The 18545-nt window shown below is 59.0% G+C and carries 15 protein-coding genes; 7 read left to right on the top strand and 8 right to left on the bottom strand.

Annotation, left to right across the window (positions count from 1 at the left end):
• Positions 1-320, top strand: a 320-nt coding sequence (locus E0F99_RS23090; RefSeq protein ID WP_130908944.1) for a response regulator transcription factor, incomplete at its 5' end; no start/stop codon positions are given.
• Between the two features lie 8 nt (positions 321-328).
• Positions 329-3964: a transporter substrate-binding domain-containing protein gene (locus E0F99_RS23085; RefSeq protein WP_083359424.1), complete on the top strand. Its 3636-nt coding sequence runs from the start codon at positions 329-331 to the stop codon at positions 3962-3964.
• 25 nt (positions 3965-3989) lie between these two features.
• Here the strand turns inward: E0F99_RS23085 and E0F99_RS23080 are convergent, their stop codons facing one another.
• Positions 3990-4472, bottom strand: coding sequence for a GAF domain-containing protein (locus tag E0F99_RS23080; RefSeq protein WP_083359425.1), 483 nt, complete (start codon positions 4470-4472; stop codon positions 3990-3992).
• A complete protein-coding gene (locus E0F99_RS23075) occupies positions 4469-5359 on the bottom strand; it encodes an ATP-binding protein (RefSeq protein WP_083359426.1) in 891 nt (296 codons plus the stop codon). Before E0F99_RS23075 ends, E0F99_RS23080 begins: the two co-directional genes overlap by 4 nt.
• A gap of 164 nt (positions 5360-5523) precedes the next feature.
• Here E0F99_RS23075 and E0F99_RS23070 point away from each other — a divergent pair, with 164 nt between their 5' ends.
• The gene (locus tag E0F99_RS23070) at positions 5524-7833 is read left to right on the top strand and encodes a hybrid sensor histidine kinase/response regulator (protein WP_083360477.1); all 2310 of its coding nucleotides are present in this window, start codon (positions 5524-5526) and stop codon (positions 7831-7833) included.
• Here E0F99_RS23070 and E0F99_RS23065 read toward each other — a convergent pair.
• The 3 genes from E0F99_RS23065 to msrB form a co-directional block, all read right to left on the bottom strand.
• A complete protein-coding gene (locus tag E0F99_RS23065; RefSeq protein WP_083359427.1) occupies positions 7787-8278 on the bottom strand; it encodes a MarR family winged helix-turn-helix transcriptional regulator in 492 nt (163 codons plus the stop codon). The genes E0F99_RS23070 and E0F99_RS23065 overlap by 47 nt on opposite strands.
• Positions 8275-8760, bottom strand: coding sequence for a glutathione peroxidase (locus tag E0F99_RS23060; protein WP_083359428.1), 486 nt, complete (start codon positions 8758-8760; stop codon positions 8275-8277). Before E0F99_RS23060 ends, E0F99_RS23065 begins: the two co-directional genes overlap by 4 nt.
• Before the next feature lie 217 nt (positions 8761-8977).
• Positions 8978-9370, bottom strand: coding sequence for a peptide-methionine (R)-S-oxide reductase MsrB (gene msrB, locus E0F99_RS23055; RefSeq protein ID WP_083359429.1), 393 nt, complete (start codon positions 9368-9370; stop codon positions 8978-8980).
• Positions 9371-9572: 202 nt separating this feature from the next.
• On the opposite strand from msrB, the gene E0F99_RS23050 reads away from it, so the two are divergent.
• On the top strand, positions 9573-10784 hold the full coding sequence (locus E0F99_RS23050; RefSeq protein WP_017136168.1) for a pyridoxal phosphate-dependent aminotransferase: 1212 nt from the start codon (positions 9573-9575) through the stop codon (positions 10782-10784).
• Between the two features lie 304 nt (positions 10785-11088).
• The gene (gene htpX / locus E0F99_RS23045; RefSeq protein WP_083359430.1) at positions 11089-11976 is read left to right on the top strand and encodes a protease HtpX; all 888 of its coding nucleotides are present in this window, start codon (positions 11089-11091) and stop codon (positions 11974-11976) included.
• A gap of 171 nt (positions 11977-12147) precedes the next feature.
• Here htpX and E0F99_RS23040 read toward each other — a convergent pair whose 3' ends face one another.
• Positions 12148-12804 (bottom strand): thiopurine S-methyltransferase, encoded by a 657-nt coding sequence (locus tag E0F99_RS23040; RefSeq protein ID WP_083359431.1) that lies wholly within the window; start codon positions 12802-12804, stop codon positions 12148-12150.
• 103 nt (positions 12805-12907) lie between these two features.
• Between E0F99_RS23040 and E0F99_RS23035 the strand changes: the two genes are divergently transcribed.
• Entirely contained in the window at positions 12908-13675 is a 768-nt protein-coding gene (locus E0F99_RS23035) for a DODA-type extradiol aromatic ring-opening family dioxygenase (protein ID WP_083359432.1), read from the top strand.
• A gap of 1245 nt (positions 13676-14920) precedes the next feature.
• Here E0F99_RS23035 and E0F99_RS23025 read toward each other — a convergent pair.
• The gene (locus E0F99_RS23025) at positions 14921-16594 is read right to left on the bottom strand and encodes a DEAD/DEAH box helicase (RefSeq protein WP_083359433.1); all 1674 of its coding nucleotides are present in this window, start codon (positions 16592-16594) and stop codon (positions 14921-14923) included.
• 422 nt (positions 16595-17016) lie between these two features.
• Between E0F99_RS23025 and E0F99_RS23015 the strand changes: the two genes are divergently transcribed.
• Positions 17017-17808, top strand: a complete 792-nt coding sequence (locus tag E0F99_RS23015) for a crotonase/enoyl-CoA hydratase family protein (RefSeq protein WP_083359434.1) — start codon at positions 17017-17019, stop codon at positions 17806-17808.
• 45 nt (positions 17809-17853) lie between these two features.
• Here E0F99_RS23015 and E0F99_RS23010 read toward each other — a convergent pair.
• Positions 17854-18545, bottom strand: a 692-nt coding sequence (locus E0F99_RS23010; RefSeq protein ID WP_130908943.1) for a spermidine synthase, incomplete at its 5' end; no start/stop codon positions are given.

Genomic DNA, 18545 nt, shown 5'->3' with positions numbered 1-18545 from the left:
AGGAGGGCGATCTGAGCGAACTATTGAGCGCCATCCGCGCGGTACTATCGGGCTACAACTACTTTCCAAGCCAGGCACTGAATGCCGGTGGCACCGACGGCAAAGACGTTCAAGAACTTGAACTGTTCAAGACCGTGAATGATCGAGAACTAATGGTGCTGCAACTTTTTGCACAAGGCCGCACCAACAAAGAAATAGCCAAAGGTATGTTTCTCAGCAATAAAACAGTAAGCACTTACAAAAAAAGGCTGATGCAAAAACTTAAAGCCAAATCCTTGGTAGAACTTATCGAGATGGCAAAACGAAACGCGCTAGTGTGAGAAAGCGGATGCCCAGGTGTATAAAGGACTATTTAATTGTATTAATCGCCGGTGTGTGCTTCAGCACTGCCGTGCCCGCGGCCCCTCAACCCGACCCGGAACACTTCACCTTATTGAGCCGCGCGGGTGCCGTTCAACTGGATGTTCAACTGGATAAGGCTCAGCGCCAATGGCTGCAGAACAAACGCGAGCTGGTATTAGGCACTGCGGCACCTGACTACCCGCCCTTCGATCTCACCTCCAGCGGCCGTGATTATGAAGGCCTAACCGCCGATTACGCAGGGCTGCTGGCCAAAGCCCTGGCCTTGCCGATCAAGGTGCTTCGCTACCCCTCGCGAGAGGCATCGATACGGGCCCTTGAAAGGGGCGAAATTGACCTGCTGGGCACTTCCAACGGCTTTGAGGCTGCCAACCCGAACCTCACCTTGTCGCAACCCTACGCAGTGGACCAACCCGTAATGGTGACCCGCGAGGGCGAAACGCGCAGCCTGAGCGACGGCCTGGCCGGGCTTCGCTTGAGCCTGTTCCACAACTACCTGCCGCTCGGCGAAGTGGAAAAATCATACCCGCAAGCGGAAATCCACACCTACCCCTCGTTTCAAAACGCCTTGAATGCGGTGGCTTTCGAACAGGCGGACGTGTTCCTCGGCGATACAATCTCCACCCATTACATGATCAACAAGGGCTACCTGAAGAATATCCGCATGGCCAACTTCGGCAAGCATGAAGCCTTTGGCTTCAGCTTTGCGCTGCGCCAGGACGAACAGACGCTCCTGAGCATCGTCGACGCAGTGCTGGCCGCCGTGCCCATGAATGAGCGAGACAGTATCGCCAAGCGCTGGAGCGCTGGCAGCGACATCTTGTTGACCGATAAAAAACTGCAACTAAGCCAACGCGAAGAGCGTTGGCTAACAGACCACCCGGTGGTGAAAGTCGTGGTCAATGAGACGCTCGCGCCGCTGACGTTCTTCGATGCCGAAGGCAACTTTCGCGGTATTACTGCAGACTTGCTGGAACTGATTCGCCTGCGTACCGGGTTGCGTTTCGAGATCCAGCGCAACCGCGAAGTCAACGCGATGATCGAACAGCTCGTCACCGGCAAAGCCGATATCATCGGTGCGATCGTTCCCAGCGCCGAGAGGGAAACTCAACTGAGTTTCAGTCGTCCCTACCTGGAAAACTCCTATGTCCTGCTGACGCGCAAGGAGCCCAACGCGCCGTCGAACCTGGAACAAATGGCAGGCATGCGCCTGGCTATCACCGAGGGCAACCCACTGGAAAAAATCCTGCGCCAGGATTTCCCACTGGTTCGCTTGGTGGAAGTCAGTGACACCTTCAAGGCCTCAGAACTGCTTGCGCAGGGAAATGTGGAAGGCGCGGTGAATTCACTGGTAATCGCCAACTACTTTCTCTCCTCCCTGGTGTTTCAGGACAAGCTGCAGATCAGCTCCAGCATCGGCACCCTGCCCGCCACTTTCGCCCTGGCGACGCCACGCCGCGCTGTCGAACTGAGTTCAATACTCGACAAGGCACTATTGAGCATTGCTCCCGATGAAATAGGCGTGATCAACAGTCGCTGGCGCGGCTACACCGCCGCCTCCGACAGCTACTGGCGCAATTACCACCAACTGATCGCGCAAATCATCATTGGCACGGGGCTATTGCTGCTGATTTCCCTGACCTGGAACGCCTACATGCGCCGCCAGATCAAGCACCGAAAAATGGCCGAACGCGCCCTTAACGATCAGTTCGAATTCATGCGTGCACTGGTCAATGAAACGCCGCACCCGATCTATGTGCGTGATCGCAAGGGCCTGTTACAGACCTGCAACGACAGTTACCTGCAAGTCTTCGGGGTCAAGCGTGAAGACGTGATTGGCAAGAGTGTGATCCAGATGGACATGGCCTTGGAGCCAGAAGCGGCGCAGTACCACGCCGACTACCAACGCGTGGTGGCCGAAGGTAACCCGTTGATCCTCGATCGCACCCTGCACATCCAAGGAAAACAACTGACGATCTACCATTGGATTCTTCCCTATCGCGATTCGGTCGGCGAAGTTCAGGGCATCATCGGTGGCTGGATCGACATCAGTGAGCGACGCCAACTGTTCGACGAGTTGCGCACAGCCAAGGAGCGCGCCGATGAAGCCAATCGGGCCAAAAGCACCTTTCTCGCCACCATGAGCCATGAAATCCGTACACCGATGAATGCCGTGATCGGCATGTTGGAGTTGACCCTCAAGCGCGCCGACCAGGGCCATCTGGATCGTCCGGCTATCGAAGTGGCCTACAACTCGGCCAAGGACCTGCTGGAGCTGATTGGCGACATCCTGGATATCGCACGCATCGAATCCGGCCGTTTGAGCCTGGCCCCGGAGCGCGTGAATCTGCGCGAGGTGATCGAGTCGGTGGTACGCGTCTTCGATGGCCTGGCCCGTCAGAAAACCCTCAGTCTGTTGCTTGAGTTCGACCCCGTGATCGACGATACGGCCGTGCTGATCGACCCATTGCGCTTCAAGCAGGTGCTGTCCAACCTGGTCAGCAACGCGATCAAGTTCACTGAGCAGGGGCAGGTGAAGATCAAGGTGAACGTGCAAGCCACCGAACTGCCGCAGGAAATCCAGATGAAACTGGTGGTCGAGGACACCGGCATCGGCATCAGCCGAGACGACCAATTGCGGCTGTTCGAGCCCTTTGCCCAGGCCGACAACTCCGGGCATCTGGCCAGGAGCGGAGCGGGCCTTGGCCTGGTTATCTGCCGCAGCCTGTGCGCGATGATGGGCGGGCAACTGAGCTTGAGCAGCGTGCCAATGGTCGGCACCCAGGTACACGTCAACCTGAAGATGACACTCCTGCAACCGATCGAAGCGGTGGACGAACTCAAGTCCCAGGCGCCCGCTGCCGCGCCGGTACTCAACGTACTGGTGGTGGACGACCACCCGGCGAACCGTTTGTTGATGTGCCAGCAACTGGGTTACCTGGGGCATCAGTTCACGGCGGCCCAACACGGTGCTGCCGGGTTTCAAGCCTGGCGCCAGGAGCGCTTCGACCTGGTGATAGCCGACTGCAACATGCCCATCATGAATGGCTACGAGTTGAGCCGTTCGATCCGTGAATATGAGCAACGAGAGCAACTGGCGCCTTGTGTGATACTCGGCTTCACCGCCAACGCCCAACCTGAGGAGAAACTTCGCTGTGCACAAGCGGGCATGAACGACTGCCTGTTCAAACCCATCAGCCTCACGGCACTGGAACAGCAATTAGGGCATATCAAGCATCAACCTGCGGACGAGCAACTGGACATTGACTGCCTGGATGCGCTGACCGGTGGCGATCCGCAATTGAGCCAACGCTTGCTCAAAGAACTGTTGAGCAGCAGCCGCCAGGACCGAAAGGAACTGGTCGCCCTGCTAATCCGTCAGGCTTCGCCGCAAGACATTATCGAGCAAGCCCATAAGATCAAGGGCGCCGCTCGCATCGTTCAGGCAAGCTCACTGACCGCGCAATGCGAGGCACTGGAGCAAGCCTGTGCCCACAGTGATGATCGCGCCTTGATCGCAACTCACGTGAAGTCCCTGGAAAAGCTCATGCTCGAACTGGAGAGGACGCTGCATGTGCAGCTGCAAAAGCTGGACAGCCAGTAACCGAGGCTCGCCCCCTCCTCGCCGATCAGCAGTCGGTCAAGCGCAGGAAGATCGCCGCCAACTGTTCGATACCCGCCTGGTCCTGAAAGCTGAAACGGGCCAGCGACGGGCTGTCCAGGTCAAGCACGCCGATCAACACGCCATCCTTGACCAGCGGCACTACCAGTTCGCTGTTGGACGCGCTGTCACAGGCGATATGACCGGGGAACGCATGAACATCTTCAACACGCTGAGTTTGCCTCGAGGCCGCAGCCGCGCCGCATACGCCACGACCAAACGGAATACGCACACAGGCGATCTGGCCCTGGAACGGGCCAAGCACCAGTTCTTCATTGCGATTGAGGTAGAAGCCTGCCCAGTTCAAGTCGTCGAGCTGGTTGTACAAAAATGCAGAGAATTGCGCGCTGTTAGCAATGAAATCGCGCTCATCGGCCAGCAGCGACTCCAACTGCGCACAGAGCATGGCATAGCCATCCAGGCCGGTGCCGGACTGTTGCAAATCGATCATGGTTGACGCTCCAACAATTTAAGACCCACCCAGTAACGGGCGAATTGATACGCGCATCGGCCGTTGCGGTTGCCACGCCCGGTGGCCCAGCGTACGGCAAGGATATCGAGGGCTTCATCACGCTGCCACTGCAGACCGGCTTTGTTCGCCAGCTCGCCGATCCAGTGTTCGACCACCTCCAGAAAGTGTTCCTGGCTGAACGGGTAGAACGACAGCCACAGGCCAAAACGGTCGGACAGGGCAATCTTGTCTTCCACCGCCTCACTGGGGTGCAGCTCGCCATCCACGCGTTTCCAGTTGTCGTTGTCACTCTGGTTTTCCGGTACCAAGTGGCGGCGGTTGGAGGTGGCATACAGCAACACATTTTCCGGCGCCTGTTCCAGCGAGCCGTCCAGCACGCTCTTGAGCACGCGGTAGTCGCCCTCGCCAGCCTCAAAAGACAGGTCGTCGCAGAACAGGATAAAACGCTGCGGCAGTTTGAGCAGTTGTTCGACCACGCGCGGCAGGTCGGCCAGGTGATCGCGCTCGATTTCAATCAGGCGCAAACCGGCCTTGGCGTGCTGGGCCAACAAGGCGCGCACCATCGACGACTTGCCCGTGCCACGTGACCCCCACAGCAGCGCATGGTTGGCTGGCAGACCATCGAGAAACTGTTGAGTATTGCGCGCCAGTTGTTCACGTTGCTTGTCTACGCCGATGAGGTCGGACAGGCGCATATCGAGGCTGACTTCCAGCGGCAGCAAAAAGCCGCTGCGGCCTTCGCGTTGCCAACGGGCAGCCAGGCAATGGTTCCAGTCGATGGCTTGGCGCGGTGCAGGCAACAAGGGTTCCAGGCGAGCCAATACCGCATCGGCCCGCTCAAGAAAGGCATTCAATCGAGAATCCACGATTATTCCTCTGGCAACTTCTTGCAAAAGATGGCGTATTGGCAACCCTGCGGCAGACCGCATCAGGCTGCGTAAAAAAACGATTCATGCCGGCCAAGCCAAAGCCTGTGGATGTTCAGCTATGCTTGCCGGGCGAAGGGAAACGTGAAGTGGTTCAACACCCGATGGATATCAAGTTCGCCCACCGCTTGTCTTATAAACAAGCTCGATTGACTGTGCTGGTCGGTTTCGTCTTGGGAACCTTGCTCAGTCTGATCCAAATCGGCATTGATTATGCCAGCGAAGACGCATCCATCAACCGTGAAATACGTTCGCTGATCGAAATCAGCCATAACCCTGCGTCACGTATTGCCTACAACATCGACGCCGAACTCGCCCAGGAACTGACCCTGGGGCTGCTTCATTCCCCGGCGATCATCCGTGCGCAACTGCTCGATAACAATGGGGCAGTGCTGGCCGACGTCCACGGCCCGCGCAAGGAAAGTACCTATCGGCCTATCAGCGATTTTCTGTTCGGCGCCAACCGCCAGTTTGAAGACCGGCTATTCCTCAGCCACATGCCCAACGACTCCCTCGGCGTTCTGCGTCTGGACGTGGACACCTACGCGTTTGGCAGCCGTTTCCTGCACCGCGCAGAGATCACGCTGCTTAACGGGTTTGCCCGCAGCCTGCTGCTGACGGGGATCCTGCTGGGCCTGTTCTACGTGATGCTGACTCAACCGTTGGTGCGCATTATCCGGGCGCTGAGCACCAGCAAGCAGGCGCGCCTGGATTGCCCGCCAGGGCACGAAAACGATGAAATCGGCGTGCTGGTCAGCGTCGCCAACCAGCAATTTGAAAACATGGAGACCGAAATCGAGCAACGGCGCCACGCCGAGGACCGCCTCACCGAATACCTGGGCCAACTGGAAGATATCGTCTCCGCGCGCACGCTCGAACTCAAGGCCAGCAACCAGCGCTTGAGCCAATCCAACGATGAACTGGAAGCGGCAAAGTTGACCGCCTTGGGCATGGCCCAGGCGCGGGCCGCGTTCCTGGCCAATATGAGCCACGAGATCCGTACACCGCTCAACGGCTTGCTGGGCATGATCGCGCTGTCACTGGACAGCTCACTGAACGCCGAGCAACGCCAGCAGCTGTCCATCGCCCACGATTCGGGCAAGGTGTTGGTGGAATTGCTCAACGATATCCTCGACCTGTCGAAATTCGACGCCGGCCAGCTTGAGCTGGAGTACATCCCGTTCGACCTCGGCTCATTGGTGGAAGACACCGCCAACCTGTTGTCACAGAACGCCGCGCCCAGTGTCGAGCTGACCTGCTTGATCGATCCGCTCTTTCCCGCCCAGGTAATAGGCGACCCGACGCGGGTACGGCAGATCGTCAGTAACCTGCTCTCCAATGCGTTGAAGTTCACCCGCTTCGGGCGCGTGGATGTACGCCTCAGCGCCCTGGGTGATCGGGTAAAAATCGAAGTGTGTGACACCGGCATCGGCATTGCCCAAGACGCGCAGGTCAAGATATTCCAGCCGTTCACGCAGGCAGGCGCGGGTATCACCCGCCAGTTTGGCGGCACGGGATTGGGGCTGGCGTTAACACACAACCTGTGTGACGCAATGAAAGGCCGCTTGAGCATCAGCTCGGAAGTCGGGTTTGGCAGCCAGTTCTGTGCCGATCTGCCGCTGCCCGCACAGTTGCCCGCCGCCCGGCAGGCGCCTTTGGCGGGTGAGGTTATTGCCATTACCAGCGCCGGCAGTGGCCTGACGGAATTGCTCACCACCTTGCTGCCCCATTGGGGGCTGACACCGCGCGTGTATTCCCAGGACGATGACCTGAGCGGGCAAATGCCCGACCTGCTGATTACCGATTGCCCAGAGTGTCTGTTCCGCTTGCGCCCGGCGATTACCGCGCCAATTCTGGTGGTCACCGCTTATGGCAACTTCATGCCCAGCGAAGAGGTTGCGGCCTTGGCGCCGTTGCAGCAACAGGCGCGCCCATTGAGCCGCAACGCGCTGTACCAGATCCTGCAACGCAATTTGCGCAGCGACACGCCACTGATCCTCGACCCGATCCAGCTGGAAGCTGCGCCCTTTGCGCATCGCGCGCGCATCCTGCTGGTGGAGGACAACCCGGTCAATCAGTTGGTGGCCAAGGGCATGCTCGGCAAACTCGGCTGCGACGTGATTGTGGCCGCCCATGGTGGCGAAGCACTCAAGTTCCTCGAGGAACAGCGCTTCGACATGGTATTGATGGACTGCAATATGCCGGTGATGAACGGCTATGAGGCCAGCCGGCAAATCCGTCGCAGCGGGCGCTGGCCGGACTTGCCTATCGTCGCCTTGACCGCCAACGCCCTGTCTGAGGAACGCGAGCGTTGCCGGGCCGCAGGAATGGATGATTACCTCGCCAAGCCGTTTCGCCGCGAAGAACTCAAGGCGCTGCTGGACCTGTGGGTGCCGCAGACGACAAGCCTTTGATCTGCGCCAGCAACTGGTCCAGGCCTTCACGTAACGCGTCGGCCTGATTCAGGTCGATGCCACTGGCGCACAATAGGCGAGTCTTCAAGCCACGGGCCTGGTCGCGCAAATGCACACCGGCCTGGGTCAGGCTCAGGTGCACTTCCCGCTCGTCCCGCGCACTGCGCTGGCGGCGTACCCAGGTGAGCTGCTCAAGACGTTTGAGCAGCGGTGTCAGCGTGCCGGAATCGAGCATCAGCCGCTCCCCCAGTGCCTTGACCGTGGGTTGCGGCGCAGATACGTCGTGCCACTCCCACAACACCAGCATTACCACGTATTGCGGGTAGGTCAGGCCCAACTGATCGAGCATCGGCTTATAGGCACGCGTCACCGCGCGGGACGCGGCGTAGAGTTTGAAACACAGCTGATCGTCCAGGGCCAAGGACACGGTGGGCATCTCGATCATTTGAGCAGGGCTTCGATCTCTTGAGTCAGGTCCTGGGGCTTGGTGGTCGGGGCATAACGTTTGACCACCTGCCCATCACGACCAATCAGGAACTTGGTGAAATTCCACTTGATACCCTTGGAACCCAGCACGCCGGGCGCCTGCTTCTTCAACTGTACGAACAGCGGGTGGGCATCGCTGCCGTTGACGTCGATCTTCTTGAACAACGGGAAGCTGACGCCGAAATTCAGCTCGCAGAACGCCGAAATCGCACCTTCGTTGCCCGGCTCTTGTTTACCGAATTGGTTGCAGGGGAAACCCAGCACCACCAGGCCCTGATCTTTGTACTGCTGCCAGAGTTGTTCGAGACCTTTGTACTGCGGGGTGAAGCCACATTTGCTGGCAGTGTTGACCACCAAAATGGCCTTGCCGGCGAAATCAGCCAAGGTCTTTTGCTCACCCTTGATGGTGGTGCACGGAATGCTCAGCAGGTTGTCGCTCATGGCAGTGCCTCGAATAAGGTGTAAGAAGCCAAAAGATAGTAGGCAATTCAATTGCACGCAATTTAATTGATCGGATTGATGAGGCGCACTCGGTTCAAATGTGGGAGCCGGGCTTGCCCGCGATGCAGGCACCTCGGTCTGTCAGTTGCTCCGAGGCGCCTGCATCGCAGGCAAGCCAGCTGCCACACACGTCCACATTGGGTAGGTGTTGCCTGCCCTAGCGCGCGACGAGGTCCAAGCACACCGAGTTGATGCAGTAGCGCAGGCCCGTCGGCGGCGGGCCGTCCGGGAACACATGCCCAAGGTGCGCATCGCATTTGGCGCAGGTCACTTCGGTGCGGCTCATGCCGTGGCTGACGTCACGGATTTCGACCATCGCGCTATCGGCAATCGGCGCATAGAAACTCGGCCAGCCGCAGCCGGAATCGAATTTGGTTTTGGAATCGAACAGCGGTTCATTGCAGCAGATGCAGTGGTACACACCGTCGGTTTTGGTCTCGTTGTACTTGCCACTGAACGGTCGCTCGGTGCCCTTGAGACGGCACACATTGTACTGCTCCGGGTCGAGCATCGCCTTCCACTCATCAACGGTTTTCTGCAACTTATCCATCAATCCACCTCGGCAACTGAAAAAGCCTGATCTGTATCTTTTCCATGGATCAGGCGGCACGTATGATTGCGCCTCTTCAAAACGCCAGTCTGGCACCCGCGCTAACGGCATTCAAACCTATTTAGGGGTGCAGGCCTCGCAGGATTCGCAGTACGGTAGTCTCCACGCCGTCTGGATCGTTCATTTTCAGGATCACATCGCCATGCAGGTCAGCAAATCGAACAAGCTCGCCAACGTCTGCTACGACATTCGCGGACCAGTGCTCAAGCACGCCAAGCGCCTGGAAGAGGAAGGCCATCGCATCCTCAAGCTGAACATTGGCAACCCGGCGCCGTTTGGTTTCGAAGCGCCGGACGAAATCCTTCAGGACGTGATCCGCAACCTGCCGACTGCCCAGGGCTACAGTGACTCCAAAGGCCTGTTCAGCGCGCGTAAAGCAGTGATGCAGTACTACCAGCAGAAGCAGGTGGAAGGCGTCGGTATCGAAGACATCTACCTGGGCAATGGCGTGTCCGAGCTGATCGTGATGTCCATGCAGGCCTTGCTCAACAATGGCGACGAAGTGCTGGTGCCGGCGCCTGACTACCCGCTGTGGACCGCCGCCGTGACCCTGGCCGGTGGCCACCCGGTGCATTACCTGTGCGACGAAGGCGCCGACTGGTTCCCGGACCTGGCCGACATCAAGGCCAAGATCACCCCGAACACCAAGGCCTTGGTGATTATCAACCCGAACAACCCGACCGGCGCCGTGTACTCCAAGGAAGTGCTGCTAGGCATGCTTGAACTGGCGCGCCAGCACAACCTGGTGGTGTTTTCCGACGAGATCTACGACAAGATCCTATACGATGACGCCGTGCACATCTGCACGGGCTCCCTGGCGCCGGACCTGCTGTGCCTGACGTTCAATGGCCTGTCCAAGTCCTACCGCGTGGCGGGTTTCCGCTCGGGCTGGATCGCCATCTCGGGGCCTAAGCACAACGCCCAGAGCTACATCGAAGGCATCGACATGCTGGCCAATATGCGCCTGTGCGCCAACGTGCCGAGCCAGCACGCGATCCAGACTGCCCTCGGCGGCTACCAGAGCATTAACGACCTGGTATTGCCCCAGGGCCGCCTTCTGGAACAGCGCAACCGCACCTGGGAGCTGCTCAACGCGATCCCGGGGGTCAGCTGCGTGAAACCCATGGGCGCGCTGTATGCCTTCCCTCGAATCGACCCGAAAGTCTGCCCGATCCTCAACGACGAGAAGTTCGTGCTCGACCTGCTGCTGTCGGAAAAGCTGCTGGTGGTGCAGGGAACGGCGTTCAACTGGCCGTGGCCGGATCACTTCCGCGTGGTGACGTTGCCGCGAGTGGATGACTTGGACATGGCCATTGGTCGCATCGGCAACTTCCTCAAGTCCTATCGCCAGTAACGCACATGTCGCTGTACGACCGACGGTAGGTCGTACAGCGAGTATCTGGCAACACTTCTCTGCGCTACAGCCCCTCTTCCCTCGTCACTGCACACCACGGACCGGTCAGCCCCTGCAATTACGGGAGACTAAGGCCTGAACGCAGTGATCGCAGCATGCTTTACGGGTCAGAAAATCCTTTCAAGGCTCTACATTCACGCTGTAGGACACAGTTTGAAATAGTCGCTCGGTTGAATCACCCCAGGCCGCACCTTATATACCCCGCAGTACGCGACATATTAAGCATGAGGAGAATTCTACAACCATGATGCGCATCCTGCTGTTCTTGGCCACCAACCTGGCGGTCGTGCTGATTGCCAGCATCACCCTGAGCCTTTTCGGCTTCAACGGGTTCATGGCGGCCAACGGGGTTGATCTGAACCTCAATCAGCTGCTGGTCTTCTGTGCAGTCTTTGGTTTTGCCGGTTCGCTGTTCTCGCTGTTTATCTCCAAGTGGATGGCGAAGATGAGCACCAGCACCCAGGTCATTACCCAGCCACGCACCCGGCATGAGCAATGGTTGCTGCAAACCGTTGAGCAACTGTCCCGCGAGGCCGGTATCAAGATGCCTGAAGTCGGGATCTTCCCGGCCTATGAAGCCAACGCCTTTGCCACCGGCTGGAACAAGAACGACGCGCTCGTTGCGGTAAGCCAGGGCATGCTGGAACGCTTTTCCTACGACGAAGTGAAGGCGGTACTGGCCCACGAGATCGGCCACGTGGCCAACGGTGACATGGTCACCCTGGCGCTGGTACAAGGCGTGGTGAACACCTTCGTGATGTTCTTCGCGCGGATCATCGGTAACTTCGTCGACAAAGTGATCTTCAAAAACGAAGGCGGCCGTGGCATTGCCTACTTCGTGGCGACCATTTTCGCTGAAGTGGTATTGGGTTTCCTGGCCAGCGCGATCACCATGTGGTTCTCGCGCAAACGTGAATTCCGCGCAGACGAAGCTGGTGCTCGCCTGGCCGGTACCGGGGCAATGATTGCCGCGCTGCAGCACCTGCGCTCCGAGCAGGGCCTGCCGGTGCACATGCCCGACAGCCTGACGGCGTTTGGTATCAACGGTGGCATCAAGCAAGGCTTTGCACGCATGTTCATGAGCCACCCGCCGCTGGAGGAGCGTATCGACGCACTGCGTCGCCGGGGCTGATAGCGGGTTGGTAACACTGGAAGGGGCGAACTGATCGCCCCTTTTTTGTGGGTGCTTGAATCGCCATCGCGGGCAAGCCCGGCCCCCACAAGGATCTGCTCAGGTTCACATAAATTGTAGACGACGCGGTCGATGTGGGAGCCGGGCTTGCCCGCGACGGCGATAAGAGGGTCAGTACTTTGTCAGTTGGTACACACGCTCTTCCAGCCGCGTGACGCCGTCCTGCACGAACTTCCAGCTCTCGCCCAAGATGTCTTGCTCTTCCACCACCTGCACAGCCCAGTGCGGCCCCAGCAACACCTTCACCTCATCATCGGTCACCGCAAAGGGCGGGCCGGCCTTTTTTGTCTGGTCGTAGTCGAGGGTGATCAGCAGCCCCTTGCAACCCGATCCCAGAAGGCGGTTCAGATGCCGAGCGTATTGCGCCCGCATCAACGGCGGCAACGCAATCAACGCTGCGCGGTCATAGAGCGCAGTGCAATCAGCCACTGCCTCGGCGCCCAAGGCAAAGAAGTCACCACACCACACCTCGACCAGATCAGCCTGGTACACCTTGAACACGCCTCTCTGGCTGATCCTGGGCACAAGCCCTTGCTCACTGAAGAACGCCTCCACCGCCTGCTCAGACAGCTCCACGCCCAGCACGCGATACCCGCAACTGGCCAGCCACATCAGGTCCAGGCTTTTGCCACACAGCGGCACCAGCACCTTTGCCGCCTCCGGCAGCGTCAGTTGCGGCCAGTGGCGCTGCAAGTAGGGGTTGGCCTCGGGCAGATGAAAGCCGATCTGGTTACGTGCCCAGCGCTCTTGCCAAAACTTAGGCTCCATGGAATCACCCTGAAAATTCGATCAAAAAGCGCTAAAACTTATATTAGATTTAGATCAATGATCTGATTGAAGATGGGCCTATGTTAACGCTCAGGACCCCATTATGCTCCCCAGCCTGTTTATCTCCCACGGTTCGCCCATGCTTGCCCTGCAACCCGGCGCCAGCGGCCCGGCGCTCAAGCGCCTGGCCGCGGAATTGCCACGGCCCAAGGCGATTTTGGTGGTGTCGGCGCACTGGGAAAGCCAGGAATTACTCGTCAGTGGCAGCGCCGCCCCGCAAACCTGGCACGACTTCGGCGGCTTCCCGCGCGAACTGTTTGCGGTGCAATACCCTGCACCGGGTAACCCGCCGTTAGCCGCTGAGATTGTCGAATTGCTCAACGCCGATGGCCTGAATGCGCGAATTGATGATCAACGCCCGTTCGACCACGGCACCTGGGTGCCGCTGTCGCTGATTTACCCAGCGGCAGATATCCCCGTGGTCCAGGTTTCCTTGCCCAGCCGTATGGGCCCTGCCCTGCAGACCCAGGTCGGGCACGCACTCGCCAGCCTGCGCGAGCAAGGCGTGCTGTTGATCGGCTCCGGCAGCATCACCCATAACCTGGGCGAGCTGAACTGGCAGGCCGGACCTGAGAGCATCGAGCCTTGGGCACGGGATTTTCGTGATTGGGTGGTGGATAAACTCGCCGCTAACGATGAAACGGCCTTGCACGATTACCGTCGACAGGCGCCCCATGCGGTGCGCAGCCACCCCAGTGACGAGCATCTGCTGCCGCTGTACTTTGCGCGCGGCGCTGGTGGCGAATTCAGCGTGGCGCACCAGGGCTTCACCCTGGGCGCGCTGGGCATGGACATCTACCGCTTCGGCTGACGGAGATCTAAAGGTGGGAGCTGGCTTGCCTGCGATAGCGGTGTATCAGTGAAAGATACGCTTATTGATGTACCGCTATCGCAGCATAGGTATCTACACAACTTTTTGTGTTGCGCTAAGCTTTTGACTGGTTTTTTAGGTAGATATGAGGACATATCCGTTGCTGCGGTAACGGCTTCGTAGGGTTCCGCTCTTACAGCGGGTCACTTTTGGAAAAGAGCCCGGAATGCCGGCCCAGCCAAAAGTAACCAAAAGGGCTCTTGCCCCATCACTCGGTGCCTCGCCTAGGCTCGGCATGCCCTCACTCCGGCCATCGTGGTTTAACGGGGCGCCTAAGATCAAAAGCAGATCAAAAGCAAGAGCACGGCGGCCTAGTAGCCGACCTGAGTGGTTGAAGCAAAAGCAGGGCAAAAGCACAGCAGCACACTCTCTGTCTGATGTACCGAGATCCAACTGTGGGAGCGGGCTTGCTCGCGAAGGCGGTGGGTCAGTTACACATGAGCTGACTGACCCACCGCCTTCGCGAGCAAGCCCGCTCCCACAGTTTTGACCGAGTTCGACTGCCAGCACCGCAGTGCTCTGCTTTTCTGTGGGAGCTGGCTTGTCGGATCGCCGCACCGCTGCGATGCAGACACCTCGGTGTATCAGGCATAACCAGTTGATGCCATCGCAGGCAAGCCAGCTCCCACATTAGATTGAGTTCAGTTTCAAAGATCAGGTCGGCTGTCAGGCCGCCTTGGCTTCGCTTTTGATTTAACCACTCAGGTCGGCTACTAGGCCGCCGTGCTCTTGCTTTTGATCTTGATCTTAGGCGCCCCGTTAAACCACGCTGGCCGAACGCAGGCTTTGGAGCGTGGGTAAACCGGCAGGACGCCGGTTTAGCCGCGATGGGCCAAGGATGGCCCATCGCGGCGGCCCACGGTCCAAAGCCTGCGTGAGGGCACACCGAGCCTAAGCGAGGTGCCGAGTGGTGGGGCAAGAGCGTTTTGGTTACTTTTGCGCTCTTTCAAAAGTGACCCGCTGTAAGAGCGGAACCCATAGCAGCCGTTACCCAAATAACGGATATGTACCCGGCACCCCCCGCGACAACCAAAGCATTCAACCCATAAAAAGATGTGTAGATACCTATGGCTATCGCAGGCAAACCAGCTCCCACATTTGATTGAGTGCGGCAAATGTCAGGCAAAAAAAATCCCCGAACCAGTCGGTGATTTTTTATGTGCGATCAATCAGCCCGAGGGCGGATCAATCTTCGCGGTAGCGACGCAGCTTCAGCTGCTTACCGGCAACGCGAGTGTCTTTGAGCTTGGCCAGCAGTTTTTCCAGACCGTCTTCCGGCAGCTCCACCAGGGAGAAGCTGTCACGGACCTGGATGCGACCGATGGCTTCACGAGCCAGGCCACCCTCATTGAGGATAGCGCCCAGCAGGTTCTTGGCAGCGATACCATCACGCGCGCCCAGCGCGGTACGGCAACGAGCACGACCTTCAGCCAATGGAACCGGAGCGCGACGCTCACGATCGCCACGGTCTGGACGGTCACCGGTACGTTCTGGACGATCACCGCGCGGCGCGTTGTTCGGCACCAGTGGACGCTCTTTCTCGATCGCAGCCAGGGTCAGCGCCTGAGCGTTGGTAGCCTTGCGCAGCAGGGCTGCAGCCAGGGCACGCGGGGTGCAACCGATATCGGCAGTCAGGCGGTCCAGCAGGTCGCCGTGGGTCGATTCAGCGTCAGCCACCAGTGGCGACAAGCTGTTGGTCAGTTTCTTGATGCGCGCATCGAGAACGGCCTGGGCATCCGGCAGGCGGACTTCGGCAACTTTCTGACCGGTTACACGCTCGATCACTTGCAGCATGCGGCGCTCACGAGGAGTCACCAGCAGCAGTGCACGACCTTCGCGACCGGCACGGCCGGTACGGCCGATACGGTGAACGTAGGACTCTGGGTCGTACGGCATGTCAACGTTGAACACGTGAGTGATACGTGGAACGTCGAGGCCACGGGCAGCAACGTCGGTCGCTACAACGATGTCCAGACGGCCATCCTTGAGGGAGTCGATCACGCGCTCACGTTGGTTCTGGGCGATGTCACCGTTCAGCGCAGCGGCTTTGTAGCCTTTGGCTTCCAGGGCACTGGCCAGGTCCAGGGTCGCTTGCTTGGTGCGCACGAACATGATCAAGGCGTCGAAGTCTTCGACTTCCAGCAGGCTCAGTACAGCCGAGGTCTTCTGGTCAGCGTGAACCAACAGGTGAGCCTGTTCGATCGCGGTAACGGTCTGAGTCTTGGTCTGGATTTTCACGTGTTGCGGATCGCGCAGATGGCGTTCGGCAATGGCACGGATCGACTGTGGCAGGGTCGCCGAGAACAGCACGGTCTGACGGGTTGCTGGCAGCGCCTTGAAGATGACTTCCAGGTCGTCCATGAAGCCCAGCTTCAACATTTCGTCAGCTTCGTCCAGAACCAGGTGGTTCACGGTCGACAGTACTTTCTCGTCACGACGCAGGTGGTCGCACAGACGGCCCGGAGTGGCGACAACGATCTGTGCGCCGTTACGGATTGCTTTCAGTTGTGGGCCCATAGGCGCGCCGCCGTAAACGGCCACAACGGTTACGCCTGGCATTTGCTTGGCGTAGGTTTCGAAAGCGGTTGCTACTTGCAGCGCCAACTCACGGGTTGGCGCCAGGATCAGGGCTTGCGGCTCGCGCTTGGCAGGATCGATGCAGTGCAGGATAGGCAGGGCGAACGCGGCGGTTTTACCGGTACCGGTTTGCGCCTGGCCAATCATGTCTTGGCCGGCCATGATGATCGGGATCGATTGCTGCTGAATCGCCGAAGGTTCTTCGTAGCCAGTCGCGATGACGGCAGCAAGAATGTTCGGGTTAAGATTAAAAGCGGCGAAGCCGCCGGTTTCCTGGGTCATGGGTCTGCCTCTAAGTGCATCCGCAAAGACCCATGCTCCAAAGCTGCGCATGCCGTGTTGAGACTCAAGAGTCGCCCTGGCTGCTTTGTCGGCGGGGATTTGCGAAAACGAATGAATGAAAAAGATTCGTCAAGGGAGAGTCCGCTGTGCGGACGTGCAGCCGAAGCTGACTTCGGGGAATTGCGCTACCTAAACGCGGCCCGGTTAAAGGCCGGCGCGCACTATACCGGAAATACCTGAAAAAGGGAGCTTTTTTTATCAGAAAGCACCGATAAACCGCGCTGCGTCACAGGCTTTGCGGATACCCGCGTCAGGGTCTATTTTTCAAAGGCCCGGCCCTGTTGATCAGAACGCTTAATCGGTTCACCTGCCGAATAAGACCTTTAGTCTGAAACCTAACCCAAGCCCTGAGGGCGCACCCGATGAATCAAGCCAGCAGCAGTCGCCTCAGCCGTGAATTACAGGGCCATGTCTTGCTGTTAGGCCTGGACCGAGTAGCCAAGCGCAATGCCTTTGATCTGGACTTGCTCAATGAGCTGAGCCTGGCCTATGGCGAATTTGATCGAAATGACGAGGCGCGGGTGGCCGTGGTGTTTGCCCACGGCGACCACTTTACCGCCGGGCTGGACCTGGCGAATGTCAGCGGGGTGATGTCGGTCGGCTGGCAACCCCCTTTGGGTGGCTGCGATCCGTGGGGCGTATTTGCCGGCCCCAGGGTCAGCAAACCGGTGATCGTCGCGGCCAAAGGTTACTGCCTGACCATCGGTATCGAGTTGATGTTGGCGGCGGATATCAATATTTGTGCGAGCAACACGCGTTTTGCACAGATGGAAGTACAGCGTGGGATCTTTCCGTTCGGCGGCGCGACACTGCGCTTTCATCAGGTCGCCGGCTGGGGCAACGCAATGCGCTGGCTGCTCACCGGCGATGAGTTCGACGCCCATGAAGCGCTGCGCCTGGGGCTGGTGCAGGAAGTGATGGCCAGCGAAGACCTGCTGCCCCGCGCTATCGAACTGGCTAACCGCATCGCGCGCCAGGCACCGCTTGGTGTGCAGGCGACGTTGATGTCGGCGCGCCAGGCGCGAATGGAAGGCGAAGCCGTCGCCGCCGCCGGGTTGCAGGTGACGGTGGAGAAACTGCTGAACAGCGAAGACGCCAAAGAAGGCGTCCGCGCCATGGTCGAAAAGCGGCCTGGGGTATTCAAGGGCATTTGACTATCGACAGTGATGGTTTGCTCCCGATGAGGCCAGAACAGCCAACTAAGTCGCCGGTCGAATCGCCTTGATCAACGCCTGCAATGAGTACCCCAACTGCGGCGCCAAGGTTTCGGCACGCGTTGTCAGTGCGCCAAGATCCAGCGCTTGATCCAGTTCCGAAGGCACCAGCAGAATCACATTGCCCTCCTTCACCGGCAGCTCCCAGTAATGGCGGTGATACAACCCGCGCAGCAGCGCCGCCCCCAGCGGTTTGCCATCGTCGGTGGCCCACTGGTTAATCACCAGCCAGCCGCCGGGGTTGAGTTTCTTCTGGCAGTTTTCCAGGAAGGTCCAGGCCAGGTGGCCGACGCCGGGGCCGACATCCGTATACAGGTCGACGAAAATCAGGTCGGCCGGCTCAGCGGTATCGAGCAGTTGCAGCGCGTCGCCAATGCGGATGTACAGGCGCGGATCATCATCCAGCCCCAGATACTCAATGGCCAGGCGCGGTACATCCGGACGCAGCTCAATGGCTTCGACATCTTCCAGCGGCAGGAACTTGAGGCACGCCTGGGTCAGCGTACCGGCGCCCACCCCAAGAAACAGCCCGCTCTCCGGTTGCTGATGGCACAACGCACCAATCAACATGGCGCGGGTGTAGTCGTACTCCAGCCAGCTCGAGACGCCGGTAAATACGCCACTTTGCACGATGGCGTCGCCGAACTCGCGAAGACGGTAATCGGCCACTTCGAGCC

The organism is Pseudomonas antarctica, assembly GCF_900624995.1.
Classification (GTDB): domain Bacteria; phylum Pseudomonadota; class Gammaproteobacteria; order Pseudomonadales; family Pseudomonadaceae; genus Aquipseudomonas; species Aquipseudomonas antarctica.
Note: the sequence above shows the minus strand (reverse complement) of the source record. Positions and strands in the feature narration are given on the sequence as shown.